The following is a 22,502-nucleotide window of genomic DNA, read 5'->3' on the forward strand; positions in this document are numbered from 1 at the left end:
TCCCCTGCCCACCTCATGAGATCGGAGTGCCCGGCGAGTGCCCGAATTGGTGCTGCAGCTGACCAGAGCGGGTTTCCTCGCCCTGCTCTGGCTGTTCGTGCTGGTCGCGCTGCGGGTGGTCCGGTCGGACCTCTACGCGGCGTCCGGCCTGCGGGCGATCATGCCCGGTGGGGGGCGGGTCGCGTCCCGTGCGGGGCGCAGCCGGACCGCCAGGCAGCTGCTGGTCACGCAGGGGCCGTTGGCGGGCACCCGGATCACGCTCGACTCGCGGCCGATCCTCGTCGGCCGCGCGGACGACTCGACCCTCAAGCTCGACGACGACTACGCCTCCACCCGGCACGCGCGGATCAGCCAGCAGGGCGAGGACTGGTACGTCGAGGACCTCGGGTCGACCAACGGGACCTACCTGGACCGGGCTAAGGTCACCGCACCCACCCGGGTCCCCCTGGGGGTCCCTGTCCGTATCGGCAAGACGGTGATCGAGCTGCGCTCATGACGCTGGTCCTGCGCTACTCCGCCCGCAGCGATCGCGGGCTCGTCCGGCAGAACAACCAGGACGCGGTCTACGCCGGGCCGCGGCTGCTGGCGCTGGCGGACGGGATGGGCGGGCACGCCGCCGGCGAGGTGGCGTCGTCCCTGGTCATCTCCGCGCTGGCCCCGCTCGACGAGGACCAGCCCGGCGACGACCTGCTGGCCGAGCTGCGCGAGGCCACCTTCGAGGGCAACGCGGCCATCACCCGGCACGTCGCGGAGTCCCCCGACCTCGAGGGCATGGGCACAACGCTGACCGCGATCCTGTTCGCGGGCAACCGGCTCGGCCTGGTGCACGTCGGCGACTCGCGGTGCTACCAGCTCCGCGACGGGGCGTTCGCCCAGATCACCAAGGACGACACGTTCGTCCAGTCGCTGATCGACGAGGGCCGGATCAGCGAGGACGAGGCGCACACCCACCCGCAGCGCTCGCTGCTGCTGCGGGCGATCACCGGGGCCGAGGTCGAGCCCTCGCTGACCATCCGCGAGGCCCGCGCCGGCGACCGCTACCTGCTCTGCTCGGACGGGCTGTCCGGCCCGGTGAGCGACGAGACGCTGGCCGAGACCCTGCGCCAGTACCGTGACCCCCGCGAGTGCGCCGACCGGCTCATCGAGCTGGCCCTGCGCGGCGGCGGGCCGGACAACATCACCTGCATCGTCGCCGACGTCCTCGACGTCGACTACGGCGACGACGCCCCGATCATCGGGGGCGCGGCGGGCGACGGCAGCGACGACGGGATCTCCGGCGCCGACACGGCCGCGTCCCGGGCCTCCGCGACCACCCTCCCCCGCGCCCTGCCCCGCCGCGTCGAGCCGGCGGCCGCGGCCCAGCCGGACCGTCCGCGCCGGCGCACCGCGGTGCGGATCGGGATCGCGGTCGCGGGTCTGCTCGTCCTCCTCGCGGTGGGCGGCTGGCTCGCGCGCAGCTGGGTGCTGCAGCAGTACTACGTCGGGACCGAGGCCCAACAGGTCGTGATCTACCAGGGGGTGCGCGGGAGCGTGCTGGGCGTGCCGTTGCAGACCGTGGCCGAGCGGACGGACATCAGCCTGTCCGACCTGCCCGAGGACGCGCGCAACACGGTGGCCGCCGGCATCCCCGCCTCGGACGGTCTCGACGGCGCCCGCGGCACCGTCAGCCGGCTGCACCAGCGGATGCTGCCGGTCTGCCCCGTCGACCAGCCCGCCACGACCACGCCGGCCGTCCCGCCGGCCCCGGGAACCGCCGGGCAGCCCGACCCGAACGCGCCGGCCACGGACACCACCCCGCTGCCGACCGCCACCCCCGAGCCGGGCCTGACCTGCCGGCCGGCGAGCTGATGGCGGCCCCGGGGTCGGGGGCGGCCCGGCCGGGCGCGACGAACGGCCGGGAGGGCGCCCCCGCGCTGCCCACCGGGCGCACCATCGAGCTGCTGCTGCTGGTGTTCGCCGCGGTCATCGTGACCGGCGCGCTGGTGCTGGTGGAGGCCAACCAGGAGCAGGAGCTCACCCCGACGCTGCTCTACGTGGGCCTGGCGTACCTGGTGGTGCTCACGCTCGCGCACCTGGCCGTGCGGAGGTTCGCGCCCTACGCCGACCCGCTGATCCTGCCCTCGGTCGCGCTGCTCAACGGGCTGGGCCTGGTGATGATCCACCGGCTCGACCTGGCCGACCAGGACCGTGCGGCGCTGCTCGGCCAGCCCCTCCCGGGCTCGCTGGTGTTCAAGCAGATCCTGTGGACGGCCGTCGGGCTGGCGCTGTTCATCGCCGTGCTGTGGCGGGTCAAGGACCACCGCACGCTGGCGCGCTACGGCTTCACCTGCGGCTTCGTCGGCCTGGTCCTGCTGGCCCTGCCCGGCCTCCTGCCGTCGTCGATCTCCGAGGTCAACGGCGCGAAGCTGTGGATCCGGATCGGCGGGGCGGGCATCCAGCCCGGCGAGTTCGCGAAGATCCTGCTGATCGTCTTCTTCGCCGCGTTCCTGGTGCAGAAGCGGGACCTGTTCTCCACGGCCGGGCGCCGGTTCCTCGGGATGGAGCTGCCCCGCGCCCGCGACCTCGCGCCGCTGCTGGTGGCCTGGGGGCTCTCGGTCGGCGTGCTCGTGGTCGAGCGCGACCTGGGGTCCTCCCTGCTGTTCTTCGGGATCCTGCTGGTCCTGCTCTACGCGGCCACCGAGCGCGTGTCCTGGATGCTCATCGGCCTCGGGTTCTTCGTGGTCGGGGCGCTGATCGCCTACCAGCTGTTCGGGCACGTGCAGGTCCGCGTGCAGGTGTGGCTCGACCCCTTCGCGGACTACGCGAACCGCGGCTACCAGATCGCGCAGGCGCTGTTCGGGCTCGGCACCGGCGGCGTCGGCGGCACCGGCCTGGGCGCGGGCCGCCCCGACCTGGTGCCCTTCGCCGAGAGCGACTTCATCTGGTCCTCGCTCGGCGAGGAGCTGGGCCTGATCGGGCTGGCGTCGATCCTCGTCGTCTACCTGGTGCTGATCACCCGCGGCCTGCGCAGCGCCCTCGCGGTGCGGGACAGCTTCGGCAAGCTGCTGGCCACCGGCCTGTCCTTCGCGGTGGCGCTGCAGATCTTCGTGGTCATCGGCGGCGTCACCAAGCTGATCCCGCTGACCGGCCTGACCCTGCCGTTCCTGTCCTACGGCGGGTCGTCGCTCGTGGCGAACTACGCTCTCGTCGCGATGCTCCTGCGGATCTCGAACGCGGCGCGGGCTCCCCTGACGCGACGGCCCGCCGCCCCCGCCGTCCCGATCGCCGACGCCGGCACCGAGCTGGTCCAGCGCCCCGCCGTCGGCCCGACGACCGGGCCGCTCCCCGGCCCGACGGGCGGCCGCCCGTGAACACCCCGATCCGCCGGATCGCCATCGCCGTGATGGCGCTGGTCCTGCTGCTGCTCGGCAACCTGACCTATGTGCAGGTCGTGAAGGCCGGCGACTACCGGGACGACCCGCGCAACCAGCGGGTCCTGCTGGCCGAGTACGCCCGCAAGCGCGGCCAGATCTCCGCCGACGGGCAGGTGCTCGCGCAGAGCGTCGAGACGGACGACCGGCTCAAGTACCAGCGCCAGTACACGGACGGCCCGGCGTACTCGCCGCTGACCGGCTACTACTCGGTGATCTACAGCTCCAGCGGTATCGAGCGCTACGCCGACCCCGTGCTCAACGGCAGCGACGACCGGCTGTTCGCCCGCCGGCTCTCCGACCTGATCACCGGGCGGGACCCGAGCGGCGGCAACGTCGTGCTCACCGTCAAGCCGTCCGTGCAGGAGCGGGCGTACGAGGAGATGTCGAAGAAGGGCTTCGAGGGCGCGGTCGTGGCCCTGCAGCCGAAGACCGGCGAGATCCTGGCGATGGTGTCCACGCCCTCGTTCGACCCGAACCCGCTGGCCAGCCACAACTCCGGCACCCAGCAGCAGGCGTGGAAGGCCGACAACGCCGCGGACCCGGCGACCCTGCCGAACCGGGCGATCGACCAGACCTTCCCGCCCGGGTCGACGTTCAAGCTGGTCGACACCGCGGCCGCGCTGCAGAACGGCTACACCCCGGACAGCCAGCTCACCGCGGCCCCCAACATCACGCTGACCGGCACGAACACCACGCTGGAGAACTACGCCGGCACCCAGTGCGGCACGGGCCAGACCGCGTCGTTGCGCGAGGCGCTGGCACGGTCCTGCAACACGGCGTTCGCACAGCTCGGCGGCGAGCTCGGGGCGGACAAGATCCGCGCCCAGGCGGACGCGTTCGGCATCGGCCGCTCCGACCTGTCGATCCCGATGCCGGTCACGGCCTCGGGCGTCGGCGACCTGCCGGACACCGCGGCCGTGCAGCAGTCCTCGATCGGCCAGCGGGACGTGCGGCTGACCCCGCTGCAGAACGCCATGATCGTCGCCTCGATCGCCAACGGCGGGCAGACCATGGCCCCGCACCTCATCAAGGAGGTGCAGGGCCCGAACCTCGACGTCATCGACACCACCGAGCCGGACCGGCTCGGCCGCTCGATGCCGGCCGACGTCGCGTCCACGCTCACGGACCTCATGCTGGGCTCCGAGGCCCGCACCTCGGGTGGCGGCAAGATCACCGGCGTCCAGATCGCGTCGAAGACGGGCACCGCGGAACACGGCACCGACCCCAAGAACACCCCGCCGCACGCCTGGTACGTCGCGTTCGCGCCGGCCAACGACCCGCAGGTCGCGGTGGCCGTCCTGGTGGAGAACGGCGGCGACCGGGCCCTCGAGGCGACCGGCGGTTCCGTCGCCGCACCGATCGGACGGGCCGTGATCGCGGAGGCGTTGCGGGGCGGCCAGTGACGGCCGCCGGCGGCCCGCTCCCCGTCCCCGGCAGCCTCGCCGCGGGCCGGCTCATCGCCGACCGCTACAAGCTGGAGCGGCGGATCGCCGTCGGTGGCATGGGCGAGGTCTGGGAGGCCCTCGACGAGCGGCTCGGCCGCCACGTGGCCGTCAAGGTGCTGCGCGGCGAGCTCTCCGACGACGACGAGTTCCTCCACCGCTTCCGCATCGAGGCGCGCACGGTGGCCTCGCTCAACCACTCCGGCGTCGCGGCCATCCACGACTACGGCGAGGACGAGGTCACCGAGGACGGCCGGCGCACGGCCTACCTGGTGATGGAGCTGGTGCGGGGCGAGCCGCTGTCCGCGGTGATCGCGCGCGGCCCGATGGACCCCGCCGAGACGCTCCGGATCATGGAGCAGGCCGCGCACTCGCTCTACGCGGCCCACGAGCGCGGGTTCGTGCACCGGGACGTCAAGCCGGGGAACATCCTCATCCGCGTCGACGGCACCGTGAAGCTCACGGACTTCGGCATCGCCAAGGCCGCCAACGCCGTCCCCGTCACGCGCACCGGCATGGTGATGGGCACCGCCCACTACATCGCGCCCGAGCAGGCCAGCGGGGGCGAGGCCGGGCCGGAGGGCGACGTCTACTCGCTCGGCATCGTCGGCTACGAGTGCCTGGCTGGCCACCGCCCCTTCCGCGCCGACAACGCCGTGGCTGTCGCGATGATGCAGGTCCGGGACGCGCCGCCGCCCCTGCCGGAGTCGGTGCCGTGGCGGGTGCGGCAGCTGATCGAGACGATCCTGGTCAAGGACCCGGACCGGCGCTACGCCGACGGGGCCGAGCTGGCCGCCGCCGTCGCCGCCGTGCGCCGGGAGGAGGCGCTGCCCACGCCGAACCGGATGACCGCCCTCGGGCTGCGGCTGCCGTCGGCCGGACCGGACGGGGGCGCAGCCGGGGCCACGAGGGTCGCCGAGGCCGCCGACGGCCCCGCCGCGCACCGCCGGCGCAGCAAGCGGGAGCGGCGCGCCACGCGGGGGCGGGACCGGAACCGGACGTCGTCGACTCCCTCGGCGACCCCGTCGCCCTCGTCGGGGAGTTCTCGCGCCGCGGACCGGGGTGAGGTCTCCTCGACGCCCTCCCTGCCGCCGGTGTCCCCCACGGCTCTTCCCACCCCGTCGGCCACCGCCTCGCCCGCCACTTCCTCGTCCACCGCCTCGCCCGCCACTTCCTCGTCCACCACCGCCTCGCCCGCGGCCGGGGTGCGGCCGCGAGCACAGCCCGAGTCCCCGGAGCGGGGCCGGTCGGACACGCCGGTCCCGGGCCGGCCCGGGTCGGCGCACCGGGCCCCTGAATCGGGAACGGACCAGGGCGCGGACGGGCGACCGGCACCCGGCGGTGCCGCTCCGGGACCGCAGGCGCTCCGCCCGCCGAGCCCGGGCGTCGAGGCCTCCCGGCCCTCGCCGACCCCCACCCGTTCCGGCGGCGCCGCACGCACCGCCACCCCGCCGCCCGGGAGCGCGACACGCGCGGCCGCCGGACCACCGACCCCGGGGGCCGCCTCGCGCACGCCCCCGCCCCGCCCCCCGGTCGCGCCCGCGCCGCCGACCGAGCCGCTCAAGCTCGTCGCGCGGCAGCAGTCGCAGCGCTCGGGCACGGTGCTGCTCGTGGCCTTCGTGCTGCTGATCGTCGCGGCCGTCGTCGTGGCGGCGCTCACGGTCCCCAAACTGTTCGCCGACGCCCCGACACCGTCCGCCGGGCCCGTACCGGACGGAACGCACACGCAGACCTCGCCGGGTAGCGTGACGGGCCAGGTGGCCGTCCTCGCCCGTCCGGCGGCACCGGCCGGACCCACGGCCGTCCCGACCCGCACGGAGGAGATCCGGTGAGCCCTCGCAGTCGCCGGGTCGGCGCACGCCCGGGGTGGCCGGGGAACGCGACGTCGCCCGCCCCGGGCATGATGGGACCCGCCCCCCACCCCCTCAGGAACCGGACCCGATGACGACCCCCAAGCTGCTCTCCGAGCGCTACCAGCTGGGCGACACGCTCGGCTACGGCGGCATGTCCGAGGTCCATCGCGGGATGGACACGCGTCTGGGCCGGGACGTCGCGATCAAGGTGCTGCGCGCCGACCTCGCGCGCGACCCCCAGTTCCAGCTGCGGTTCCGCCGGGAGGCGCAGAACGCCGCGGCCCTCAACCACCCCGCGATCGTCGCCGTGTACGACACCGGCGAGACCCAGACCGAGTTCGGCCCGCTGCCGTACATCGTCATGGAGTACGTCGACGGCCAGACCCTGCGGGAGATCGTCAAGACCACCGGCCCGCTCTCCCAGCAGCGGGTCATCGAGGTCATGGCCGACGTCTGTGCCGCGCTGGACTTCAGCCACCGGCACAACATCATCCACCGGGACGTCAAGCCCGCCAACGTCATGATCACCCGCAACGGCGCGGTGAAGGTGATGGACTTCGGCATCGCCCGCGCGCTGGGCGAGGGGCAGAACGTCACGCAGACCGCGGCCGTCATCGGCACGGCGCAGTACCTCTCCCCCGAGCAGGCGCGCGGCGAGCAGGTCGACGCGCGGTCGGACGTCTACGCCGCGGGCTGCGTGCTGTTCGAGCTGCTCACCGGCGAGCCGCCGTTCACCGGCGACACCCCGGTCGCGGTCGCCTACCAGCACGTGCGGGAGGACCCGCGGCGCCCGTCGGACGTCAACCCGCAGATCCCGCCGGCGCTCGACGCCGTCGTCCTCAAGGCGCTCTCGAAGAACCCGGCCAACCGGTACCAGTCCGCCGCCGAGATGCGCGCCGACCTCATCCGCGTGCGCAACGGTCAGCAGCCGCTCGCGCCGATGGTGATGAGCGAGGACGAGCGCACCGCGCTGCTCGCCGAGCAGACCGCCGCCACCCGGCGGATCTCCGGCGGCGGCCGGCACGCCCCGCCGCCGCCCCCGCAGACCTGGGAGGACGAGGAGCCGCGCCGGCGCACCGGGCGCACGGTCGGGATCGTCGTCGGGGTGCTCGCGGCGCTCGCGCTGATCGGCTTCTTCGCCTACCAGGTGCTCGGCGGGCCGGCGCAGCCCGACCAGGTCGCCGTGCCTAACGTCGTCGGGCAGGATCCCGACGCCGCGCGCACCGCCGTCGTCAACGCCGGGCTGCTCGTGGACCTCAAGCAGGAGGCGTCCGACGTCGCGCTGACCAACAAGGTCACGCGCACGGACCCGGGCTCCAACGTGCAGGTCGCCGAACGCAGCCGCGTCACGATCTTCGTGGGTACCGGGCCCGCCGCGGCGACCGTGCCGGCCCTGTCCGGCAAGACCACGGACGAGGCCTCGGCGCTGCTGCAGCAGCGGGGCCTCAAGCTGGGCGAGCAGAGCACCCAGGAGACCTCGGACTCGAGCCTCGTCGGCAAGATCATCTCGTCGTCGCCCGCGGCCGGCGTCGACGCGCCTGGTGGCAGCGCCGTGTCGGTCGTGGTCGGCACGAAGCAGACCACCGTCGCGGTGCCGGACGTCACCGGGCAGAGCGCGGACCAGGCCAAGCAGACGCTGGCCAACTCCGGGTTCACCTCCGTGCAGACGCAGAACGTCGACGGCGGCGGCCAGGACGGCTCCGTGGTGGGCACCAACCCCGCGGCCGGGACCAAGGTGGCGCCGGGCACCACCATCACGCTGCAGATCTCGCGCGGCAACCAGGTGCAGATGCCCAACGTCGTCGGCCAGTCCGTCAACGACGCGGTCGACCAGCTGCGCTCGGCCGGCATCCGCAACTACCAGCTGCAGGCCACGCAGGTGAACGACTCCTCGCAGAACAACCGGGTGGTCAAGACGGACCCCTCGGCCGGGAAGTCCGTCGACCCGGAGGACACGGTCACGCTGGTCGTCGGCCAGTCGTCCGGCAACGGCGGAGGCGGCGGCGGCGGATTCTTCGGAGGCGGGAACTGATGCGCGTCCTGGTCGTCGACAACTACGACAGCTTCGTCTACAACCTCGTCCAGTACCTGGCGCAGCTCGGCGTCGAGCCGGTCGTCGTGCGCAACGACGCGCTGTCCCCCGGGCTGGACGAGCTCGACGAGGTGGGCGCGGTCCTCGTCAGCCCCGGCCCCGGCATCCCCGAGGAGGCCGGCCGCAGCATCGAGGTCATCCGGGCCGCCGGGGACCGGAACCTGCCGCTGCTGGGGGTCTGCCTCGGCCACCAGGCCATCGGCGTGGCCTGGGGCGGCGTGGTGGAGCGGGCTCCGGAGCTGCTGCACGGCAAGACCTCGCAGGTCTTCCACGAGGGCGTCGGCGTGCTGCGCGGGCTGCCCGAGCCCTTCACCGCCACGCGGTACCACTCGCTGTCGATCCGGCCGGACACGGTGCCGGTCGAGCTCGAGGTCACCGGGCGCACGGAGACGGGCCTGATCATGGCGGTGCGGCACAAGGACCTGCCGATCGAGGGGGTCCAGTTCCACCCCGAGTCCGTGCTCACCGAGGGCGGGCATCGGATGCTGGCCAACTGGCTCGCGAGCGCCGGGCACGAGGTGCCCGAGGAGCTCGTCCGCCGGCTCGGCGACGAGGTCGCCGCCCTCACCGCCCAGGTCTGACCCGGCACGGGCGGGGCCCGGGTCCCGCCATGCCCGATCCGGGGTGTTCGTGCTGATCGCGGGCCTCGTGCCCGGCCCGCGGCGCCCGCATGTCGGCTACGGTGGTCGCGAGCGGTGCGCGCGACCGGCGTGCACCACCCCGCGTCACCCCGAGAGAGCTCCACGAGGTCCCCGATGCCCAAGTCCAAGGTCCGCAAGAAGGTCGCCTACACGCCCCCGGCGGCCGACCGGAAGCCGGTGAAGATCAAGGGCCCCACCCATCCCGCGTACGTCGTCATCATGCTGGGTGTGGGCCTGCTCGGGCTGGCCTGGCTGATCACCGACTACCTGGCCCGCGACGCGATCCCCTTCATGCAGGCGCTGGGCGGCGCGAACTTCCTCGTCGGCTTCGGGCTGATCGTCATCGCCCTGCTCATGTCGATGCGCTGGCGCTAGTCGATCAGGTAGTAACGCTGCGTGATCCAGGCCATATCTGCCGTCGCAGGGCGCTGAGCAGCGAAAACTACAGGTGTGTTATTCATCCCCACTGTGGACAAGCCCTGTGGATAACCCTCATAGCTACGATGCGTGAGCACCAGTGGGCCCCGGCCGCGGGGCTGGTCGTGCTGGCCTGGGTCCTGGCCGCGGGCGCCCTCGGCTGGCTCGTCGCCCTGTTCCTGGGCGGCGCCGATCCGGCCGGGCGGCTGATCGCCGCGGTCGCCGCGCTCGGGCTCGCGTACGCCGCCCTGGTCGGCACGATCGCCCGGCCGCGGCTCGCCCTGCACCGGCACGGGCTCGAGGTGCGCAGCCTCACCCGCACGCGGTCCGTCGACTGGCCCGCCGTGCAGCAGGTGCGCGTGCTACGGACCCGCCGCTTCGGCCGCGAGACCAGCCTCCTGGAGCTGGACCTGCTGGTCGGCGGCGAGGAGCGCCTCGTGGTGCTGGGCCGGCTGGACCTGGGCGCGGATCCCGAGGACGTCGCCGAGGTCGTGCGGCCGTACCTCCCCAGCCGCTCCTGAGCAGCCCGCCGGTCGGTGTCGACCTTCTCTCGGCACGGAACCGGAGGCCATGGGTCGGGGTGCGCATCACCTCGGGCTGCGATCACTCTTCGCGGACGGAGAGGGCCGGATCTCGACCTTCTCCGCCCGGGACCGACGATCACGGCCTGGGCGCGCGTGAGCCCAGAGCGTGATCACTGACCATGGACGAGGAGGGTCGATATCCGACCGGCAGCGTCCCTAACGAGTGATCATGGCGACGTGGGGTCTCGAAGCGCGGTGACCAGCTCGTCATCGTGAGCCGCGGTCGCGATGGTCCACCGCTTCGATCTGCGGCAGTGCTGGTCTCAGGGCTCCGGTCTTCGCTGTCGTGGACGGCGCTTCCCGTGCACGATCGCCGATCATGGGCGGCGACGGTCGGATTTCGACCTTCTCTGTCCAGGATCGACGATCATGGTCGTAGCCAGCCTGCACGCCAGGTCGTGATCACCATCCATGGACGGGGACGGCCGGAATTCGACGCTCTGCATCCACGACAGGTGATCATGGTCTGCGGGTCCCTCCCGGGTGCACCTGATGGATCCGTCATGATCACCCTGACGGCCCAGCGATCCTCACCCTCCGCCGAGCGTCCGCGGGCAGGTGTGCCACCTCCGGAGGCTCGCCCCGGAGGCCATCGCCTTCCTAGGCTCGGTCTGCCGACGAGGAAAGGGAGATCACCATGATCGCCAGGACGCCGATGCGTGGGACCGACGGCTGCTCCACCGGCTGCGGGTGCAGCAAGCCGGAGTGAGTCCGGTGGCCGGGGACCGACGACGTTCCCCGGCCCACCCTGCGTACGCGGCCGGTTCAGACGAATCAGACGAAGGCGACCGCGGCGGCGCGCCCGGCGATCACCGTCAGCACCACGACCGTGAGCACGACCAGCGCCCCGGTCTGCAGCGCCGTGCGGTTGCGCACGTTCGGCACGTGCACCAGCGCCACCGTGGCGGCGGCACCGACCACCAGCCCGCCCAGGTGGCCGACCAGCGAGATCCCCGGCACGACCACGCTCAGCACGAGGTTCACCACGACGAGGCCGACGACCTGGCCGGTGGGGACCCGCAGCCGCCGGGCGATCACGAACAGCGCGCCCATCAACCCGAACACGGCGCCCGAGGCACCGGCCACGAGCGAGGCGGGCGGGGACAACAGCATCACGGCGGCCGCCCCGCCGAGCAGCGACACCAGGTAGACCGCGAGGAAGCGGACCCGCCCCAGCACGGGCTCGAGCTCCCGCCCGATCACCCAGAGCGCCAGCATGTTGAACACGAGGTGCAGCGGCCCGTAGTGCAGGAACCCGGCCGTCAGCGGCCGCCACCAGTCGCCGCCGGCCACCAGGCCCGGAACCAGCACCCACTCGCGGAAGAGCGGCGCGGCCTCGTTGGACCCGATGCTGCGCGCCTGGGCGGCGGTGAACACGTACAGCGCCACGTTGAGCGCCACGAGCACGGGCACCACGAGCGGACGACCGCCGGGCTCGGCGCCCACCACCGTCCTTCCCCGCCGGACGCCCCGACCGCCCTGGTACACGCAGTCGACGCACTGCTGGCCGACCGCGGCGTCGCGCAGGCACTCGGGGCAGGCGGGCCGGCCGCACCGCGTGCAGCGCAGCCCCGTCGGCCGGTCCGGGTGCCGGGCGCAGGCCGGCAGCGCCGCCGTGGGTTCGGGCGGTCCGGCGGGGTACGTCAATTCGGGTCCTACTCGACGTCGATGTGCTGGATCACCACGTCCGTGAGCGGCCGGTCGGCGCGGTCGGTCGCGGTGTTCGCGATCGTGTCGACGACGGCACGGGACTCGGCGTCGGCCACCTCGCCGAAGATCGTGTGGCGGCGGTTGAGGTGCGGCGTCGGGCCCACGGTGATGAAGAACTGGGAGCCGTTGGTGCCGGGCCCCGCGTTCGCCATCGCCAGCAGGTAGGGGCGGTCGAACTTGAGCTCGGGGTGGAACTCGTCCCCGAACTGGTAGCCCGGGCCGCCGCGACCCGTGCCGGTCGGGTCGCCGCCCTGGATCATGAAGCCGCTGATCACGCGGTGGAAGACCGAGCCGTCGTAGAACGGCCCGCTGTCGCTGCCGGCGGCGTTCGGCTGCGAGTACTCCTTCTTGCCGGTCGCGAGACCGACGAAGTTCTCCACCGTCTTGGGCGCGTGGTCCGGGAAGAGGATGATCCGGATGTCGCCCTCGGACGTCCGCAGCGTCGCGGTCTGCTTCGAGTTGCCTGGTGCAGTCACGTCGTCCATCGTGCCAGGGTCGGTGGGGCACGCCACCCCGGCACTACCACGAGCGGAGGCCCCATGAACGCCCCCAGCATCCCCACCGGCACGCGCGAGGCGCTCGGCCGCGCCCGCGACCAGGCGGAGGCCACGCTCTCCGCCCTGGGCGGGACCGTCGAGGAGCTCGCCCACGAGGTCGTCGGCAAGGTGGAGGAGAACCTGCCGGTGCTGGCCGAGCGCGCGGGCCGGCTCGCCGGGCAGGCCGAGGCCGTCGCCGGGGCGGCCGCCGCGACGGCCCTCGAACGGCTCGACGAGGGCGTGCTCACCGCCCGGCGCGAGCTGGCCGCCCGGATCGACCCGGATACCCCGTCCTCGCGCCGTTGGTGGTGGATCGGGGCGGGCCTGCTGGTCACCGCCCTGTCGATCGTCGGCTGGTTCGTGCTGTCCCGGCGCCCGCAGCCCGTCGAGCAGGCGACCGAGCCGCCGACCACGAACCCGCCGGGGGACGTCGACGTGGAGACCGGGTCGCCCGCCGGGGTGACCCGCACCGGTCATTCCTGAGCGAGGACCTCGGTGAGGAACGTCGCGACCGCGCGCTCGTAGCGCTCGGGGTCGGCGTTCCAGGCCGCGGTGTGCTCCACCCCGCCGACCTCGACGTACCGGATGGGCCAGCCCAGCTCGCCGCCCGCCGCGGCGAGCGCGCGGCTGGGCCCGACCGGCACCGCCGTGTCCGGCGTGCTGTGCACGAGGAGGGTGGGCGGGCGCCGCGCCGGCGGGTGCCGGAGCAGGTCGAAGTCGTCGAAGTCGATGCCGATCCGGCGGCGAGCGACGGCGGTCGCGATCGGGATCAGCTGCGGCGGCAGTAGGCGGTTGCGGGCCTGCCGGCGCAGCGTCGCCCGCCAGTCGACCAGCGGCGCGTCCCACACCACGGCGTCGACGAGCTCGGCGGCGGGCGAGCGGTCGAGGAAGGCCCCGCCGATCGCCGCGCCCATCGACCAGCCGACGAGCACGATCCGCCGGGCCCCGCGCTCCTGCGCGTACCGGACCGCGGCCTCGAGGTCCTCCCACTCGGTGTCGCCGAGGTGGAAGTGGCCGTCGGGGCTGGGCGGGGCGTCGTCGTCGTTGCGGTAGCTGATCACCAGGCTCGGCAGGCCGAGCCGGTGCAGCACGGGGAGGATCCGCAGCGCCTCGCGCCGCCGGCCGCCCCGGCCGTGCACGGCGACCGCCCAGACGTCGCGCGGACCGGGGACCTCCCAGGCCGGCGCCGGACCGAGCGGGGTATTGACCCGGACCTCGGTGAACGGGAGGCCACGCGTCCCCGGGTCCGGGTCGAACGGCCCGGCGTCGACGACGGCAGGTCCCTCCGGCGGGACCGGGCCGGACAGCAGGGCGCGGCGCACCCCGTGCCGGTCGTCGGCGAGCACACGGCCGAGCACCGCCAGCCCGTCCGGCCAGCGCAGGCCCCACACGCCGGGCTGCCGGACGAGCCGGCTGCCGGCGAGCGTCACGGCCTCGGCGTCGGCCCGCAGCACCCGCTCGGGATAGGCGACGACCCGCACGGGGTCGAGCAGCACGTGCGCGTAGTGCCGGCCGACGCCGACCGCGCCGGCACCCACCAGTCCCAGCCCCGTGCCGACACCGGCGGCCAGCAGTCCCCGAACACCCACGCGCCCGATCATCCCGAGTGGACCCGGGCCGCGTCGAGGCACCTGTCGGCGTGCCGGGACCGAGATGTTCGCGCCGTCAAGCACCGCCGCACCCCCGAGGTGGTGAAACGCGTGTGACCTGCGTCTTTGCGTCCACCGCATCGGGTGAAGCACGGCCTCGGGGCACAACCCGGTAACGACGGCTTCGTTGGCCCCGCAGATCCACACGCGAGTTGACCGATGTTCGACATCCGGTTTCCCCCGATCGGAAGGACCCCCAGTCATGAGCAGTCTCGCCAGGCGCACGCTTGCCACGACGGCCACCGTCGCCGGTGTCGCCGCCCTCGGTGCCGCCTTCGCGGGCCAGGCGTTCGCCGCCGACATGCCGTCGCTGCCCGCGACGCCCGAGCTGCCGACGGGGGCCGCGGCCCTGCCCGAGGCCCCGGCGCTGGAGGCCCCGTCGCTGGACTCCGCCCCGCAGCTGCCGACGGACTTCAGCTCCTTCTCGGTGCCGGGCGTCGCGAACCTCGAGACCCCGAACGTGACCGTCGACAGCAGCGGCAACAGCTCCACCGCGGGTGAGCTCCCGGCGGCCTCGCACGAGGCGGCCCACGACGCGCCGGCGCTGCCGGCGCTCCCGGGCGCCGTCCAGAGCCACCTGCCGAACACCGGCGGCGAGCTCGCCACCCCGCAGGCCACGCTGCCGCTGGCCGCGCCGCAGCTTCCGGCCGCGCCCGAGCTGCCGGCCGCGCCGCAGCTGCCCTCCCTGCCGTCGACCGCGGACCAGAACCTCGACACCCAGGACTCCGCGCTCCCCACCAGTGGCCTGGCGGCCCCCTCCGCGGGCGACGTCGCCCAGCAGATCGCCGCCCTCGCGGGCTGAGCGTCCGCTCCCCACGGTGCCCGGAACCCCCGAACCGGGCACACCCATTCCGATGCGCCGGCCGGCCCTCCCCCGGGGCCGCCGGCGCATCGGCCTTTCGTGCTCTTCCTCGCAGGAACCGCGCGGCGGGTGATCCACCCGACGTCCCCGAGGTCACGCTAGGCCCCCTGCCGGACCACACGTCCGTGGATCAGCGCGGTGAGCAGCGGCGCCAGCGCGACCCGCTCCCCGGACACCCGCACCCACCGGGGCCCGCCGTACGGGTCCTGCTCCTCGACCTCGACGACCACGCCCGGACGCAGCCCGCGCTCGCCGAGATAGCGCAGGGCGTCGCTGCGCCGATCCGACACCCGCTCGATCGCGAAGCGGCAGCCCTCCGGGGCGACGGCGAGCGGCTGGCCCCAGCTCTCGTCGTGCCGGCCCGCCGCGCCCGGGATCGGATCGCCGTGCGGGTCGTGCGTCGGATGGCCCAGCGCCGCGTCGATCCGGGCCTCCAGCCGGTCGCTCAGCGCGTGCTCGAGCTGCTCGGCCTCCTCGTGCACCTCGTCCCAGGGCATCTCCAGCGCCCGGACCAGGAACGTCTCCAGCAGCCGGTGCCGGCGGACGACCCGTAGCGCCTCGCGTTCGCCCGCCGCGGTGAGGGTGAGGGTGCGGCCCCGCCGGACCAGCTCGCCGTCGGCCAGCCGCTTGACCATGGCCGACACCGACGGCGAGGACACCTGCAGCTCCTTCGCGAGCGCGCCGGTGGTGACGGTCTCCCCGCGCGTGGACAGCAGGAAGATCGTCTTGAGGTAGTCCTCGACGGCGGGTGTCATGGTCCCCACGCGACGATGTTAGCCGTGCCTGACCTCGGCCGGAGCGCACGTCCGGGCCCTTCCGGCGGGGCCCGGCCCGGACCGGTCAGGCCACCGTGCGGTCCGTCTCGAGGCGCTGCCGGGCCGCGTCGGTGCGGCCCGTGACCGGGAGGCGGCCGGTCGCCTTCGCCAGGCCCATCTCCGGCGTCCCGACGTAGACGCTCTCGGCCTGCGCCACCCGGTACGTCTCGTGCCACACGCCGACGACCCCCGGCGCCTTCCGCGCGCGGCGGTTGAACGCGGCCCACGCCGGGCGGTGCGTGGCGGTGCGGTCGCTCGCGTAGGCGTAGAGCCTGTCGACCGAGCTCCAGTACTGGACCACGGTCGGTCCCCCGGCGCCGAGCAGCGCCCGGAACCCGAGCAGGCCCGAGTCCGGGTCGGTCGACAGCTCGCGCAGCATCGGCCCCATGGCCAGCATGGTCGGCAGCCACAGGTCGATACGCCACCAGCGGTTGATCGTCATGCCGATGAGGAAGACCACCAGTTCGCCCTCGTGGTCGTGGGTCGTTCGCCGTCGGTCCGTCCGCGCCATGCCGGCCTCCCGGATAGTAGATAGCTTCGCTCTCCAATAGTGGAGAGTGGTGCTATCTGTGTCAACACGTGTGATGCGCACCAGGCTCGCGCCGGGGAGCCGTCGCATGGTTGGTTGACGCGGTGCGTACCGAGCGGACGGGCCGGCGGACCGGGTGATCGACGTACAACTCCTCGGCCCGGTCGCCGTCGTGGTCGACGGGAGGGCGCGCGACGTCGGCCGGAGCAGCGAACGAGCCCTGCTGGCGCTGCTCGCGCTGCACGCCGGCACGGTCGTGTCGACCGCCCGGCTGATCGACGACCTGTGGGGCGAGCAGCTCCCGGACGACCCGGCCAACGCGCTGCAGACCAGGGTCTCGAAGCTGCGCCGGGCGCTCACGACGGCCGGCGTGCCGGGCGTCGTCGCCACCCGTTCCCCGGGCTACGTGCTCGACGTCGCGCCAGACCGGGTCGACGCGTTCCGCGCGGCCGAGCTTGTCGAGCAGGCGCGCCGCACGGCCGACCCGCACCGCGCCGAGGAGCTGCACACCGCGGCGCTCGCGCTGTGGCACGGCGAGCCGCTCGCCGAGTTCGCCGACGAGGGCTGGGCCGCCCCCGAGCGGGCCCGCCTGCAGGAGCTGCGGCTGACCGCGATCGAGGAGCGTGCCGCGCTGCGGGCGGCGACCGGCCGGGACGCCGAGGTCCTCGCCGAGGTGGAGCCGCTCGCGGCCGCCCATCCGCTGCGGGAACGGCTGCGCGGCCTCCAGATGACCGCGCTGTACCGGGCGGGCCGGCAGGCCGAGGCGCTGGCGGTGTACGCCGACCTGCGCCGCGCGCTGGCCGAGCAGCTCGGGCTCGACCCGTCCCCCGAGCTGGAGGCGCTGCACGAGGCGGTGCTGCGCCGGCACCCGGACCTCGCCCCGCGGACCGCTCCGTCCCCGCGACCGCCCTCCACGCTCCCGGTGCGGCTGACCACCGTGCTGGGGCGCGCCGACGAGCTCGAGCACGTCGCGCTGCTGTGCCGGGACCGCCGGCTGGTCACGCTGACGGGGCCGGGCGGGGCGGGGAAGACGACGCTGGCCACCGAGGCCGCCCGCACGCTGGCCGACCGGTTTCCGGACGGGGTCGTACTCGTCGAGCTGGCGGGCGTGACGGACCCGGCCCGGGTCCCGGCCGCGGTGGTCGACGCCCTCGGCCTGGCCGGCGACGCCGCCGTGGACCCGGTGGAGCGGCTCATCGGCGCACTGCGCGGTCGCAGCCTGCTGCTGGTGGTCGACAACTGCGAGCACGTCGTGGACGCGTGCGCGGTGCTGGTGGAACGCCTGCTGGCGGGGTGCCCGTCGGTGCACGTCCTGGCCAGCAGCCGCGAACCGCTGGCGGTGCCGGGCGAGGTGCAGCTGCCCGTGCGTCCGCTGCCGGTCCCGCCGCCGGACGCGGGGCCGGCCGAGCTGGCCGCCAACGTCGCCGTACGGCTGTTCGCCGAACGGGCCTGGACGGTCGATCCGCGGTTCGTCCTCGACGGGGCCACGCTGGGCCCGGTCGCGGAGATCTGCCGGCGCCTCGACGGCCTGCCGCTGGCGCTCGAGCTGGCCGCGGCCCGGGTGGCCGTCCTGTCCCCGGCACAGATCGCCGAGCGCCTCTCGGACCGGTTCGCGCTGCTCACCTCGGGCGCGCGGACGGCCGCGGCGCGGCACCGCACACTGCAGGCGACGCTGGACTGGAGCCACGCCCTGCTCGACGCGGACGAGCAGGTCCTGCTCCGGCGCCTGGCCGTGTTCCGCGGCGGCTGGACGTTGGAGGAGGCCGAGACCACCTGCGCCGGGGACCCGCTCCCGGCCGGTGCGGTGCTCGACGTGCTCGGCCGGCTCGTCGCGCGGTCGCTGGTGGTCGACGCGCGCACCGGCGACGGCCGCTTCCGCATGCTGGAGACCGTCCGGGCCTACGCCGCCCGCCGCCTCGACGACGCCGGGGAACGCGCGGAGGTCGAGCGCCGGCACGCCGAGGCGGTGCTGGCCGTGGCCGAAGCGGCGGCGCCGCGGCTCCGCGGTGCCGACCAGCACCGCGCGCTCGCCCGGCTGCGGGCCGAGCGCGACAACATCGACGCGGCGCTGACCTGGGCCGTCGAGCACGCCGCCGAGGCACCGGACGTCGCCCTGCGGCTGGTGGGGGCGCTCGGATGGTGGTGGTACTTCGGCCGGCACGACGAGGGCCGGCGCGCCGTCGACGCCGTGCTGGGTGCGGTGGTCGGCGGCGCCCCCGCGGCCCGGGCGGTCGCCCATCAGGCGGCGTCCCTGGTGTGGCGGCCGGGGGCGTGCGTCGTGCACCCCGACCCACGGTGCGCGCGGGAGGCCGCGGCGAGCCTGGCCGCCGCGGAGGAGACCGGAGCGGAGGCGACCGCGGCGTACGCCCGGATCCTGGTGGCGGTCGAGGGGACCCTCGGCACTGACCCGGCGGGCGCCGAGGGGTTGCTGACCACCGCCGAGCAGGCCCTGCGGCGGGCGGGCGACGAGTGGGGCCTGGCGCTCGCCACGTTCGTCCGGGCCGAGATCGGGTTCCGCACCGGGTCCGTCCCGTTCGCCGAGGCCGAGCGGCTGGCCGAGCGGGCGGCGGCCGCGTTCGCGCGCCTCGACGACCGGTGGGGCCGGTCGGCGGTGCTGGGTCACCACGGCACCGCCGTGCGGATGGCGGGCCGCATCCCCGAGGCGGTGCGGCTGATCGAGCGGTCCGCCCGGCTCGCGACCGATCTCGGGCTCCTGCTGACGCTGCAGTGGATGCAGGCCGAGCTGGCCTACTGCGCCCTGGTCGAGGGCGACCGCGAACGCGCCCTCGCACGGTGCGCGGAGGCCGAGGAGACCACGCGACAGCTGGGCGCCGGGCCCGGCGCCGCCTTCGCGGCCCTCGTGCGCGGCATCGACGCGCGGCAGCGCGGCGACCTGGCCGCCGCCCGAACCGCGCTCGCCCCGGCCGTCGAGCAGCTCACGACCGCGGGCATCGGCGGACTGGCGGCGGCCCTGACCGTGCAGCTCGGCCACGCGCACGAGCTGTCCGGCGACCTCGCCGCCGCGGAACGGGCCCACCGTCGGGCGCTCGAGCTGGGCGGCGGGGTCGTGCGGGCCGCCGCGGTCGAGGGTCTGGCCTGCGTCGCAGTCGCGCGCGGCGACGCCCGCTCGGCTGCGCGGCTGCTCGGCGTGGCGGCCGCCGAACGGGAGCGGACGGGCCGTCCCGCCGATGCCGTCGAGCAGGGCGACCTCGATCGCGCCACCGCCGGCGCGCGGGCCGAGCTCGGCGCGCCGGGCTTCGCCGAGGCCCACGCGGAGGGCCTCCGGACCGGGACCGTTCCGCTCCCCGAGGGCTGATCCGTTCCTCCTGTCCGGCGCGAACAGCGCGGGGACAGCGGGCGGACAGCGCCCGAGCCGACCCTTCTCCCAGGCGTTCGACACCGGACGCGACCGGAGGAGGGATGTCGCCATGGGAGTCATCGAGCTGCAGGTGCCGGACATGACCTGCGAGCACTGCGTCCGCGCCGTCTCCGCCCGGGTCGCCGACGTCGCCGGGGTCACCGCCGTCGAGGTCGACCTGCCGGCCCGGACGGTCCGCGTGTCCGGGATCGCCGCGCCGGAGCGGGTCCGCGCCGCCGTGGCCCACGCCGGCCACCGGGTCGCGCCCTGACCCCGTCTTCCCGAATCCTGGAGGAACCACCGTGAAGACCCTGCTGCGCCCCACCACCCCGACCGGCCACTTCGTCCGCCACTACCTGGAGATGGTCGTGGCGATGGTGGTCGGCATGGTGGCCCTCGGGCCGCTCTGGTCACTCGCCGGCGACGCCTTCGGCCTGACCGAGCTGCTCCACGCACCCGAGCCGGCGGCCCTGATCATGGCCACGAACATGTCCGTCGCCATGTGCGCGTGGATGCGGATCCGCGGCCACGGCCGGCGCGCGACCCTCGAGATGGCCGCCGCGATGTACCTGCCGTTCGTCGTGCTGTTCCCGCCGCTGTGGGCCGGCCTCGTCTCCGAGGGGACCGTGATGGTCGGCGGGCACGTGCTGATGCTGCCCGCGATGGCCGTGGCGATGCTGCTCCGCCGCGCCGAGTACACCGGCCACTGCCCGGCCCGGCCCGACGCCGGCTGATCTCTCCGCCTGATCTCTCCGGCCGATCTCTCCGGCCGATCTCTTCCGCACCGCGGGCCCGCCGGGCCCGTCGGCCGTCCCGAAAGGAACCGACCCATGCTCGAACTGCTCGTCGGAGGTGCCGTCGGCGGCGCCTTCTGGTCCCTCGTCGGCCTCGTCCTGGCCCGCTTCGTCCGCGACGTCGTCGGGCGCGTGCTGCTCGCCGGCATCCTGATCGCCGCCGCCGTGTTCTACGTCGTCTTCGCCGCCCGCGAGGACGCCGGCACGGCCTGGCTGGCCGGTGAGGTCCTCGGCATCGTGCTCTACGGCGGGATGGCCGTGCTCGGCGTCCGGGGCTCGTACTGGTGGCTCGTCGCGGGCTGGGCCCTGCACCCCGTGTGGGACATCGTGCTGCACAACATCGGCCCCGGCCGCGCCTTCGCCCCCGAGGCCTACACGATCTCCTGCCTGAGCTGGGACCTCGTGGTCGCCGCCGCCATCGCCGTCGCGTACGGCACCGGGCTCGTCGGTGACCGCCGCGGGCGCACCCGCGCGACCACGGCCCCGGCCGGCTGACCCACCGGACGTGCGGCCCGGCCGATTCGGCCGGGCCGCCAGCGCGTCCGAACAGGTTTCCGGGCCTACTTCTGGGCGGGCTGCGGGTTGCGCGCCGCCATCTCCTCGGAGGCCTTGACCACCTGCACCATGTCGCCGATCTGCAGGTAGTTGAACCAGGCCTCGGCGTCGGCGGGCTCCAGGTGGATGCACCCGGCCGACGACCGGTCGGGGCTGCCGGAGTGGAAGGCGATGCCGCCGTCGTTGAAGAACACCGACCACGGCATCGGGGCCGGGTCGCCGTTGGGCAGGCGCGACTCCTGGCTCAGGTGGTCCTTGTCCTTGCGGTACACGCGCAGGGAGTGCCCGACCGGCGTCTCCTCGCCGTTGCCGCCGGACGCGATGCGCACCGGTCCGCGGATGACCTTGCCGTCCTGGATCAGCCAGGCCCGCTGGGAGTCGAGGTCCACGCAGGCCTTGGCCGAGATCGAGCACGGAGTGCCCTCGACCAGCGGCTCCGCGTGCGCGCGCTGCGCGGCGGGCGACTCGGCGAAGGCGGGCCCGGCGACCAGGGCGCCCCCGATCCCGACGGCGGCGACGACAGTGGCGAGCACCGTCCTGCGTCTGCCGGTGCGTGTGGCTGATGCGTAGCGCCGCGTACCCAAGCCCTGCCGCTCCTCGTGTCGCTGTGGTGGCTTCCGAGAGGAAGACGCCCACACACCCTCCGGGGTTGCCCGATCACGGTGAGTAGATCTCGGTCGACGACCGGGCACCCCTCCAACGCCCGCAGACCCACACGGGAAACGGCCTCGCCGTGGCCGGTCACCCGCGGGCGCCGAACGGCGTGTCGTCACCCGAATGCCACGTGGTGCAGCCAGAGGGCGAGCAGCGCGGAGTCCCCGGAGACCGCCGGACCCGTCCCGTCGCGCCGCTGGTAGACGAGCAGGAGGAGCTCGGTCAGCGGCGCCCGGACCGTCACGGCCGCCTCGCCGGTCCCGCGCCGCCAGGTGATGACCGGCCCGCTCAGGTCGACGAACCACGCTGTGTCGGCGTCGGTCGCCTCCAGGGCGAGTGTGCGGCCCGGGGCGAGGAGCTCCCGCTTCTCCGGGCGGAGGTCGAAATGCTGCGGCAGGACGTCGAGCTCCATCCACTCGTCCAGGGCGTCGAGCGCCACCTCCGGGTCCACGACGAACGGGGTGCCCGCGGCGAGGGCGGCGTCCGCCCGGTGCAGCAGCGTCTCGTGGGCGAACCGCCGGGCCCAGAAGGCGGCGCTGCGGAAGTGGAAGGGGCCCCGGACCTCCGTTCCCGGGCCGGCGGCGACCAGGGTCCGGGC

21 protein-coding genes and 1 pseudogene are annotated in these 22,502 nt (G+C 74.5%); 15 read left to right on the forward strand and 7 right to left on the reverse strand.

The genetic code is table 11. The annotated features are described in order from the left end of the window. The first annotated feature begins 37 nt into the window (after positions 1 to 37). From LWC33_RS29370 to LWC33_RS29410, 9 genes are all read left to right on the forward strand, one after another. Positions 38 to 496 (forward strand): FHA domain-containing protein FhaB/FipA, encoded by a 459-nt coding sequence (locus tag LWC33_RS29370; RefSeq protein WP_233307943.1) that lies wholly within the window; start codon positions 38 to 40, stop codon positions 494 to 496. Beyond that, positions 493 to 1,848 (forward strand): PP2C family protein-serine/threonine phosphatase, encoded by a 1,356-nt coding sequence (locus tag LWC33_RS29375; protein WP_233307944.1) that lies wholly within the window; start codon positions 493 to 495, stop codon positions 1,846 to 1,848. Before LWC33_RS29370 ends, LWC33_RS29375 begins: the two co-directional genes overlap by 4 nt. Then, positions 1,848 to 3,350 (forward strand): FtsW/RodA/SpoVE family cell cycle protein, encoded by a 1,503-nt coding sequence (locus LWC33_RS29380; RefSeq protein ID WP_233307945.1) that lies wholly within the window; start codon positions 1,848 to 1,850, stop codon positions 3,348 to 3,350. Before LWC33_RS29375 ends, LWC33_RS29380 begins: the two co-directional genes overlap by 1 nt. Further along, the gene (locus tag LWC33_RS29385) at positions 3,347 to 4,816 is read left to right on the forward strand and encodes a peptidoglycan D,D-transpeptidase FtsI family protein (RefSeq protein ID WP_233307946.1); all 1,470 of its coding nucleotides are present in this window, start codon (positions 3,347 to 3,349) and stop codon (positions 4,814 to 4,816) included. The genes LWC33_RS29380 and LWC33_RS29385 overlap by 4 nt, the downstream gene beginning before the upstream one ends. After that, complete coding sequence (locus tag LWC33_RS36655; protein ID WP_372476717.1) at positions 4,813 to 6,687, forward strand: serine/threonine-protein kinase; 1,875 nt, start codon at positions 4,813 to 4,815, stop codon at positions 6,685 to 6,687. Before LWC33_RS29385 ends, LWC33_RS36655 begins: the two co-directional genes overlap by 4 nt. A gap of 109 nt (positions 6,688 to 6,796) precedes the next feature. Then, positions 6,797 to 8,740 (forward strand): Stk1 family PASTA domain-containing Ser/Thr kinase, encoded by a 1,944-nt coding sequence (gene pknB, locus LWC33_RS29395; protein WP_233307947.1) that lies wholly within the window; start codon positions 6,797 to 6,799, stop codon positions 8,738 to 8,740. Next, complete coding sequence (locus tag LWC33_RS29400; RefSeq protein WP_233307948.1) at positions 8,740 to 9,381, forward strand: aminodeoxychorismate/anthranilate synthase component II; 642 nt, start codon at positions 8,740 to 8,742, stop codon at positions 9,379 to 9,381. Before pknB ends, LWC33_RS29400 begins: the two co-directional genes overlap by 1 nt. Positions 9,382 to 9,555: 174 nt before the next feature. Then, entirely contained in the window at positions 9,556 to 9,816 is a 261-nt protein-coding gene (gene crgA, locus LWC33_RS29405) for a cell division protein CrgA (RefSeq protein ID WP_232868280.1), read from the forward strand. A 128-nt stretch (positions 9,817 to 9,944) separates the two neighbouring features. Continuing rightward, the gene (locus LWC33_RS29410) at positions 9,945 to 10,379 is read left to right on the forward strand and encodes a PH domain-containing protein (protein ID WP_233307949.1); all 435 of its coding nucleotides are present in this window, start codon (positions 9,945 to 9,947) and stop codon (positions 10,377 to 10,379) included. Positions 10,380 to 11,216: 837 nt separating this feature from the next. On the opposite strand, the gene LWC33_RS29415 is transcribed toward LWC33_RS29410, so the two are convergent. Then, positions 11,217 to 12,089, reverse strand: coding sequence for a rhomboid family intramembrane serine protease (locus LWC33_RS29415; RefSeq protein ID WP_233307950.1), 873 nt, complete (start codon positions 12,087 to 12,089; stop codon positions 11,217 to 11,219). An 8-nt stretch (positions 12,090 to 12,097) separates the two neighbouring features. Further along, positions 12,098 to 12,637, reverse strand: a complete 540-nt coding sequence (locus LWC33_RS29420) for a peptidylprolyl isomerase (protein ID WP_233307951.1) — start codon at positions 12,635 to 12,637, stop codon at positions 12,098 to 12,100. 54 nt (positions 12,638 to 12,691) lie between these two features. Between LWC33_RS29420 and LWC33_RS29425 the strand changes: the two genes are divergently transcribed. After that, complete coding sequence (locus tag LWC33_RS29425) at positions 12,692 to 13,171, forward strand: hypothetical protein (protein ID WP_233307952.1); 480 nt, start codon at positions 12,692 to 12,694, stop codon at positions 13,169 to 13,171. On the opposite strand, the gene LWC33_RS29430 is transcribed toward LWC33_RS29425, so the two are convergent. Beyond that, complete coding sequence (locus tag LWC33_RS29430; RefSeq protein WP_233307953.1) at positions 13,162 to 14,277, reverse strand: alpha/beta hydrolase family protein; 1,116 nt, start codon at positions 14,275 to 14,277, stop codon at positions 13,162 to 13,164. The genes LWC33_RS29425 and LWC33_RS29430 overlap by 10 nt on opposite strands. A gap of 262 nt (positions 14,278 to 14,539) precedes the next feature. On the opposite strand from LWC33_RS29430, the gene LWC33_RS29435 reads away from it, so the two are divergent. Beyond that, a complete protein-coding gene (locus tag LWC33_RS29435; protein ID WP_233307954.1) occupies positions 14,540 to 15,139 on the forward strand; it encodes a hypothetical protein in 600 nt (199 codons plus the stop codon). Positions 15,140 to 15,297: 158 nt separating this feature from the next. Here the strand turns inward: LWC33_RS29435 and LWC33_RS29440 are convergent, their stop codons facing one another. Both LWC33_RS29440 and LWC33_RS29445 read right to left on the reverse strand, forming a co-directional pair. Beyond that, positions 15,298 to 15,954, reverse strand: coding sequence for a metal-dependent transcriptional regulator (locus LWC33_RS29440; RefSeq protein WP_233307963.1), 657 nt, complete (start codon positions 15,952 to 15,954; stop codon positions 15,298 to 15,300). Positions 15,955 to 16,039: 85 nt separating this feature from the next. Continuing rightward, positions 16,040 to 16,525 carry a DUF4188 domain-containing protein gene (locus tag LWC33_RS29445; protein ID WP_233307955.1) on the reverse strand — a complete coding sequence of 162 codons (486 nt, stop codon included), beginning with the start codon at positions 16,523 to 16,525 and terminating at the stop codon, positions 16,040 to 16,042. A 154-nt stretch (positions 16,526 to 16,679) separates the two neighbouring features. Between LWC33_RS29445 and LWC33_RS29450 the strand changes: the two genes are divergently transcribed. The 4 genes from LWC33_RS29450 to LWC33_RS29465 all read left to right on the forward strand — a co-directional run bounded on the left by LWC33_RS29450 (position 16,680) and on the right by LWC33_RS29465 (position 21,190). Beyond that, on the forward strand, positions 16,680 to 19,859 hold the full coding sequence (locus LWC33_RS29450; RefSeq protein ID WP_233307956.1) for an AfsR/SARP family transcriptional regulator: 3,180 nt from the start codon (positions 16,680 to 16,682) through the stop codon (positions 19,857 to 19,859). A 112-nt stretch (positions 19,860 to 19,971) separates the two neighbouring features. Next, a complete protein-coding gene (locus tag LWC33_RS29455; protein ID WP_233307957.1) occupies positions 19,972 to 20,172 on the forward strand; it encodes a heavy-metal-associated domain-containing protein in 201 nt (66 codons plus the stop codon). Positions 20,173 to 20,203: 31 nt separating this feature from the next. Then, the gene (locus LWC33_RS29460; RefSeq protein WP_233307958.1) at positions 20,204 to 20,635 is read left to right on the forward strand and encodes a hypothetical protein; all 432 of its coding nucleotides are present in this window, start codon (positions 20,204 to 20,206) and stop codon (positions 20,633 to 20,635) included. A 96-nt stretch (positions 20,636 to 20,731) separates the two neighbouring features. Next, complete coding sequence (locus LWC33_RS29465; protein ID WP_233307959.1) at positions 20,732 to 21,190, forward strand: DUF6010 family protein; 459 nt, start codon at positions 20,732 to 20,734, stop codon at positions 21,188 to 21,190. Positions 21,191 to 21,255: 65 nt separating this feature from the next. Here LWC33_RS29465 and LWC33_RS29470 read toward each other — a convergent pair whose 3' ends face one another. Together LWC33_RS29470 and LWC33_RS29475 are read right to left on the reverse strand one after the other, a co-directional pair. Then, entirely contained in the window at positions 21,256 to 21,783 is a 528-nt protein-coding gene (locus tag LWC33_RS29470) for a L,D-transpeptidase (RefSeq protein WP_233307960.1), read from the reverse strand. 236 nt (positions 21,784 to 22,019) lie between these two features. After that, a pseudogene (locus LWC33_RS29475) lies at positions 22,020 to 22,502 on the reverse strand (SCP2 sterol-binding domain-containing protein); the annotation flags it as partial.

The organism is Pseudonocardia terrae (assembly GCF_021343995.1).
GTDB lineage: Bacteria > Actinomycetota > Actinomycetes > Mycobacteriales > Pseudonocardiaceae > Pseudonocardia > Pseudonocardia terrae.

Excerpts from the sequence above, each read along its gene's own strand:
- LWC33_RS29375 (WP_233307944.1), top strand. The coding sequence starts at position 493 with ATGACGCTGGTCCTGCGCTACTCCGCCCGCAGCGATCGCGGGCTCGTC.
- LWC33_RS29380 (WP_233307945.1), top strand. The coding sequence starts at position 1,848 with ATGGCGGCCCCGGGGTCGGGGGCGGCCCGGCCGGGCGCGACGAACGGC.
- pknB (WP_233307947.1), top strand. The coding sequence starts at position 6,797 with ATGACGACCCCCAAGCTGCTCTCCGAGCGCTACCAGCTGGGCGACACG.
- LWC33_RS29400 (WP_233307948.1), top strand. The coding sequence starts at position 8,740 with ATGCGCGTCCTGGTCGTCGACAACTACGACAGCTTCGTCTACAACCTC.
- crgA (WP_232868280.1), top strand. The coding sequence starts at position 9,556 with ATGCCCAAGTCCAAGGTCCGCAAGAAGGTCGCCTACACGCCCCCGGCG.
- LWC33_RS29410 (WP_233307949.1), top strand. The coding sequence starts at position 9,945 with ATGCGTGAGCACCAGTGGGCCCCGGCCGCGGGGCTGGTCGTGCTGGCC.
- LWC33_RS29420 (WP_233307951.1), bottom strand. The coding sequence starts at position 12,637 with ATGGACGACGTGACTGCACCAGGCAACTCGAAGCAGACCGCGACGCTG.
- LWC33_RS29425 (WP_233307952.1), top strand. The coding sequence starts at position 12,692 with ATGAACGCCCCCAGCATCCCCACCGGCACGCGCGAGGCGCTCGGCCGC.
- LWC33_RS29435 (WP_233307954.1), top strand. The coding sequence starts at position 14,540 with ATGAGCAGTCTCGCCAGGCGCACGCTTGCCACGACGGCCACCGTCGCC.
- LWC33_RS29440 (WP_233307963.1), bottom strand. The coding sequence starts at position 15,954 with ATGACACCCGCCGTCGAGGACTACCTCAAGACGATCTTCCTGCTGTCC.
- LWC33_RS29445 (WP_233307955.1), bottom strand. The coding sequence starts at position 16,525 with ATGGCGCGGACGGACCGACGGCGAACGACCCACGACCACGAGGGCGAA.
- LWC33_RS29455 (WP_233307957.1), top strand. The coding sequence starts at position 19,972 with ATGGGAGTCATCGAGCTGCAGGTGCCGGACATGACCTGCGAGCACTGC.
- LWC33_RS29465 (WP_233307959.1), top strand. The coding sequence starts at position 20,732 with ATGCTCGAACTGCTCGTCGGAGGTGCCGTCGGCGGCGCCTTCTGGTCC.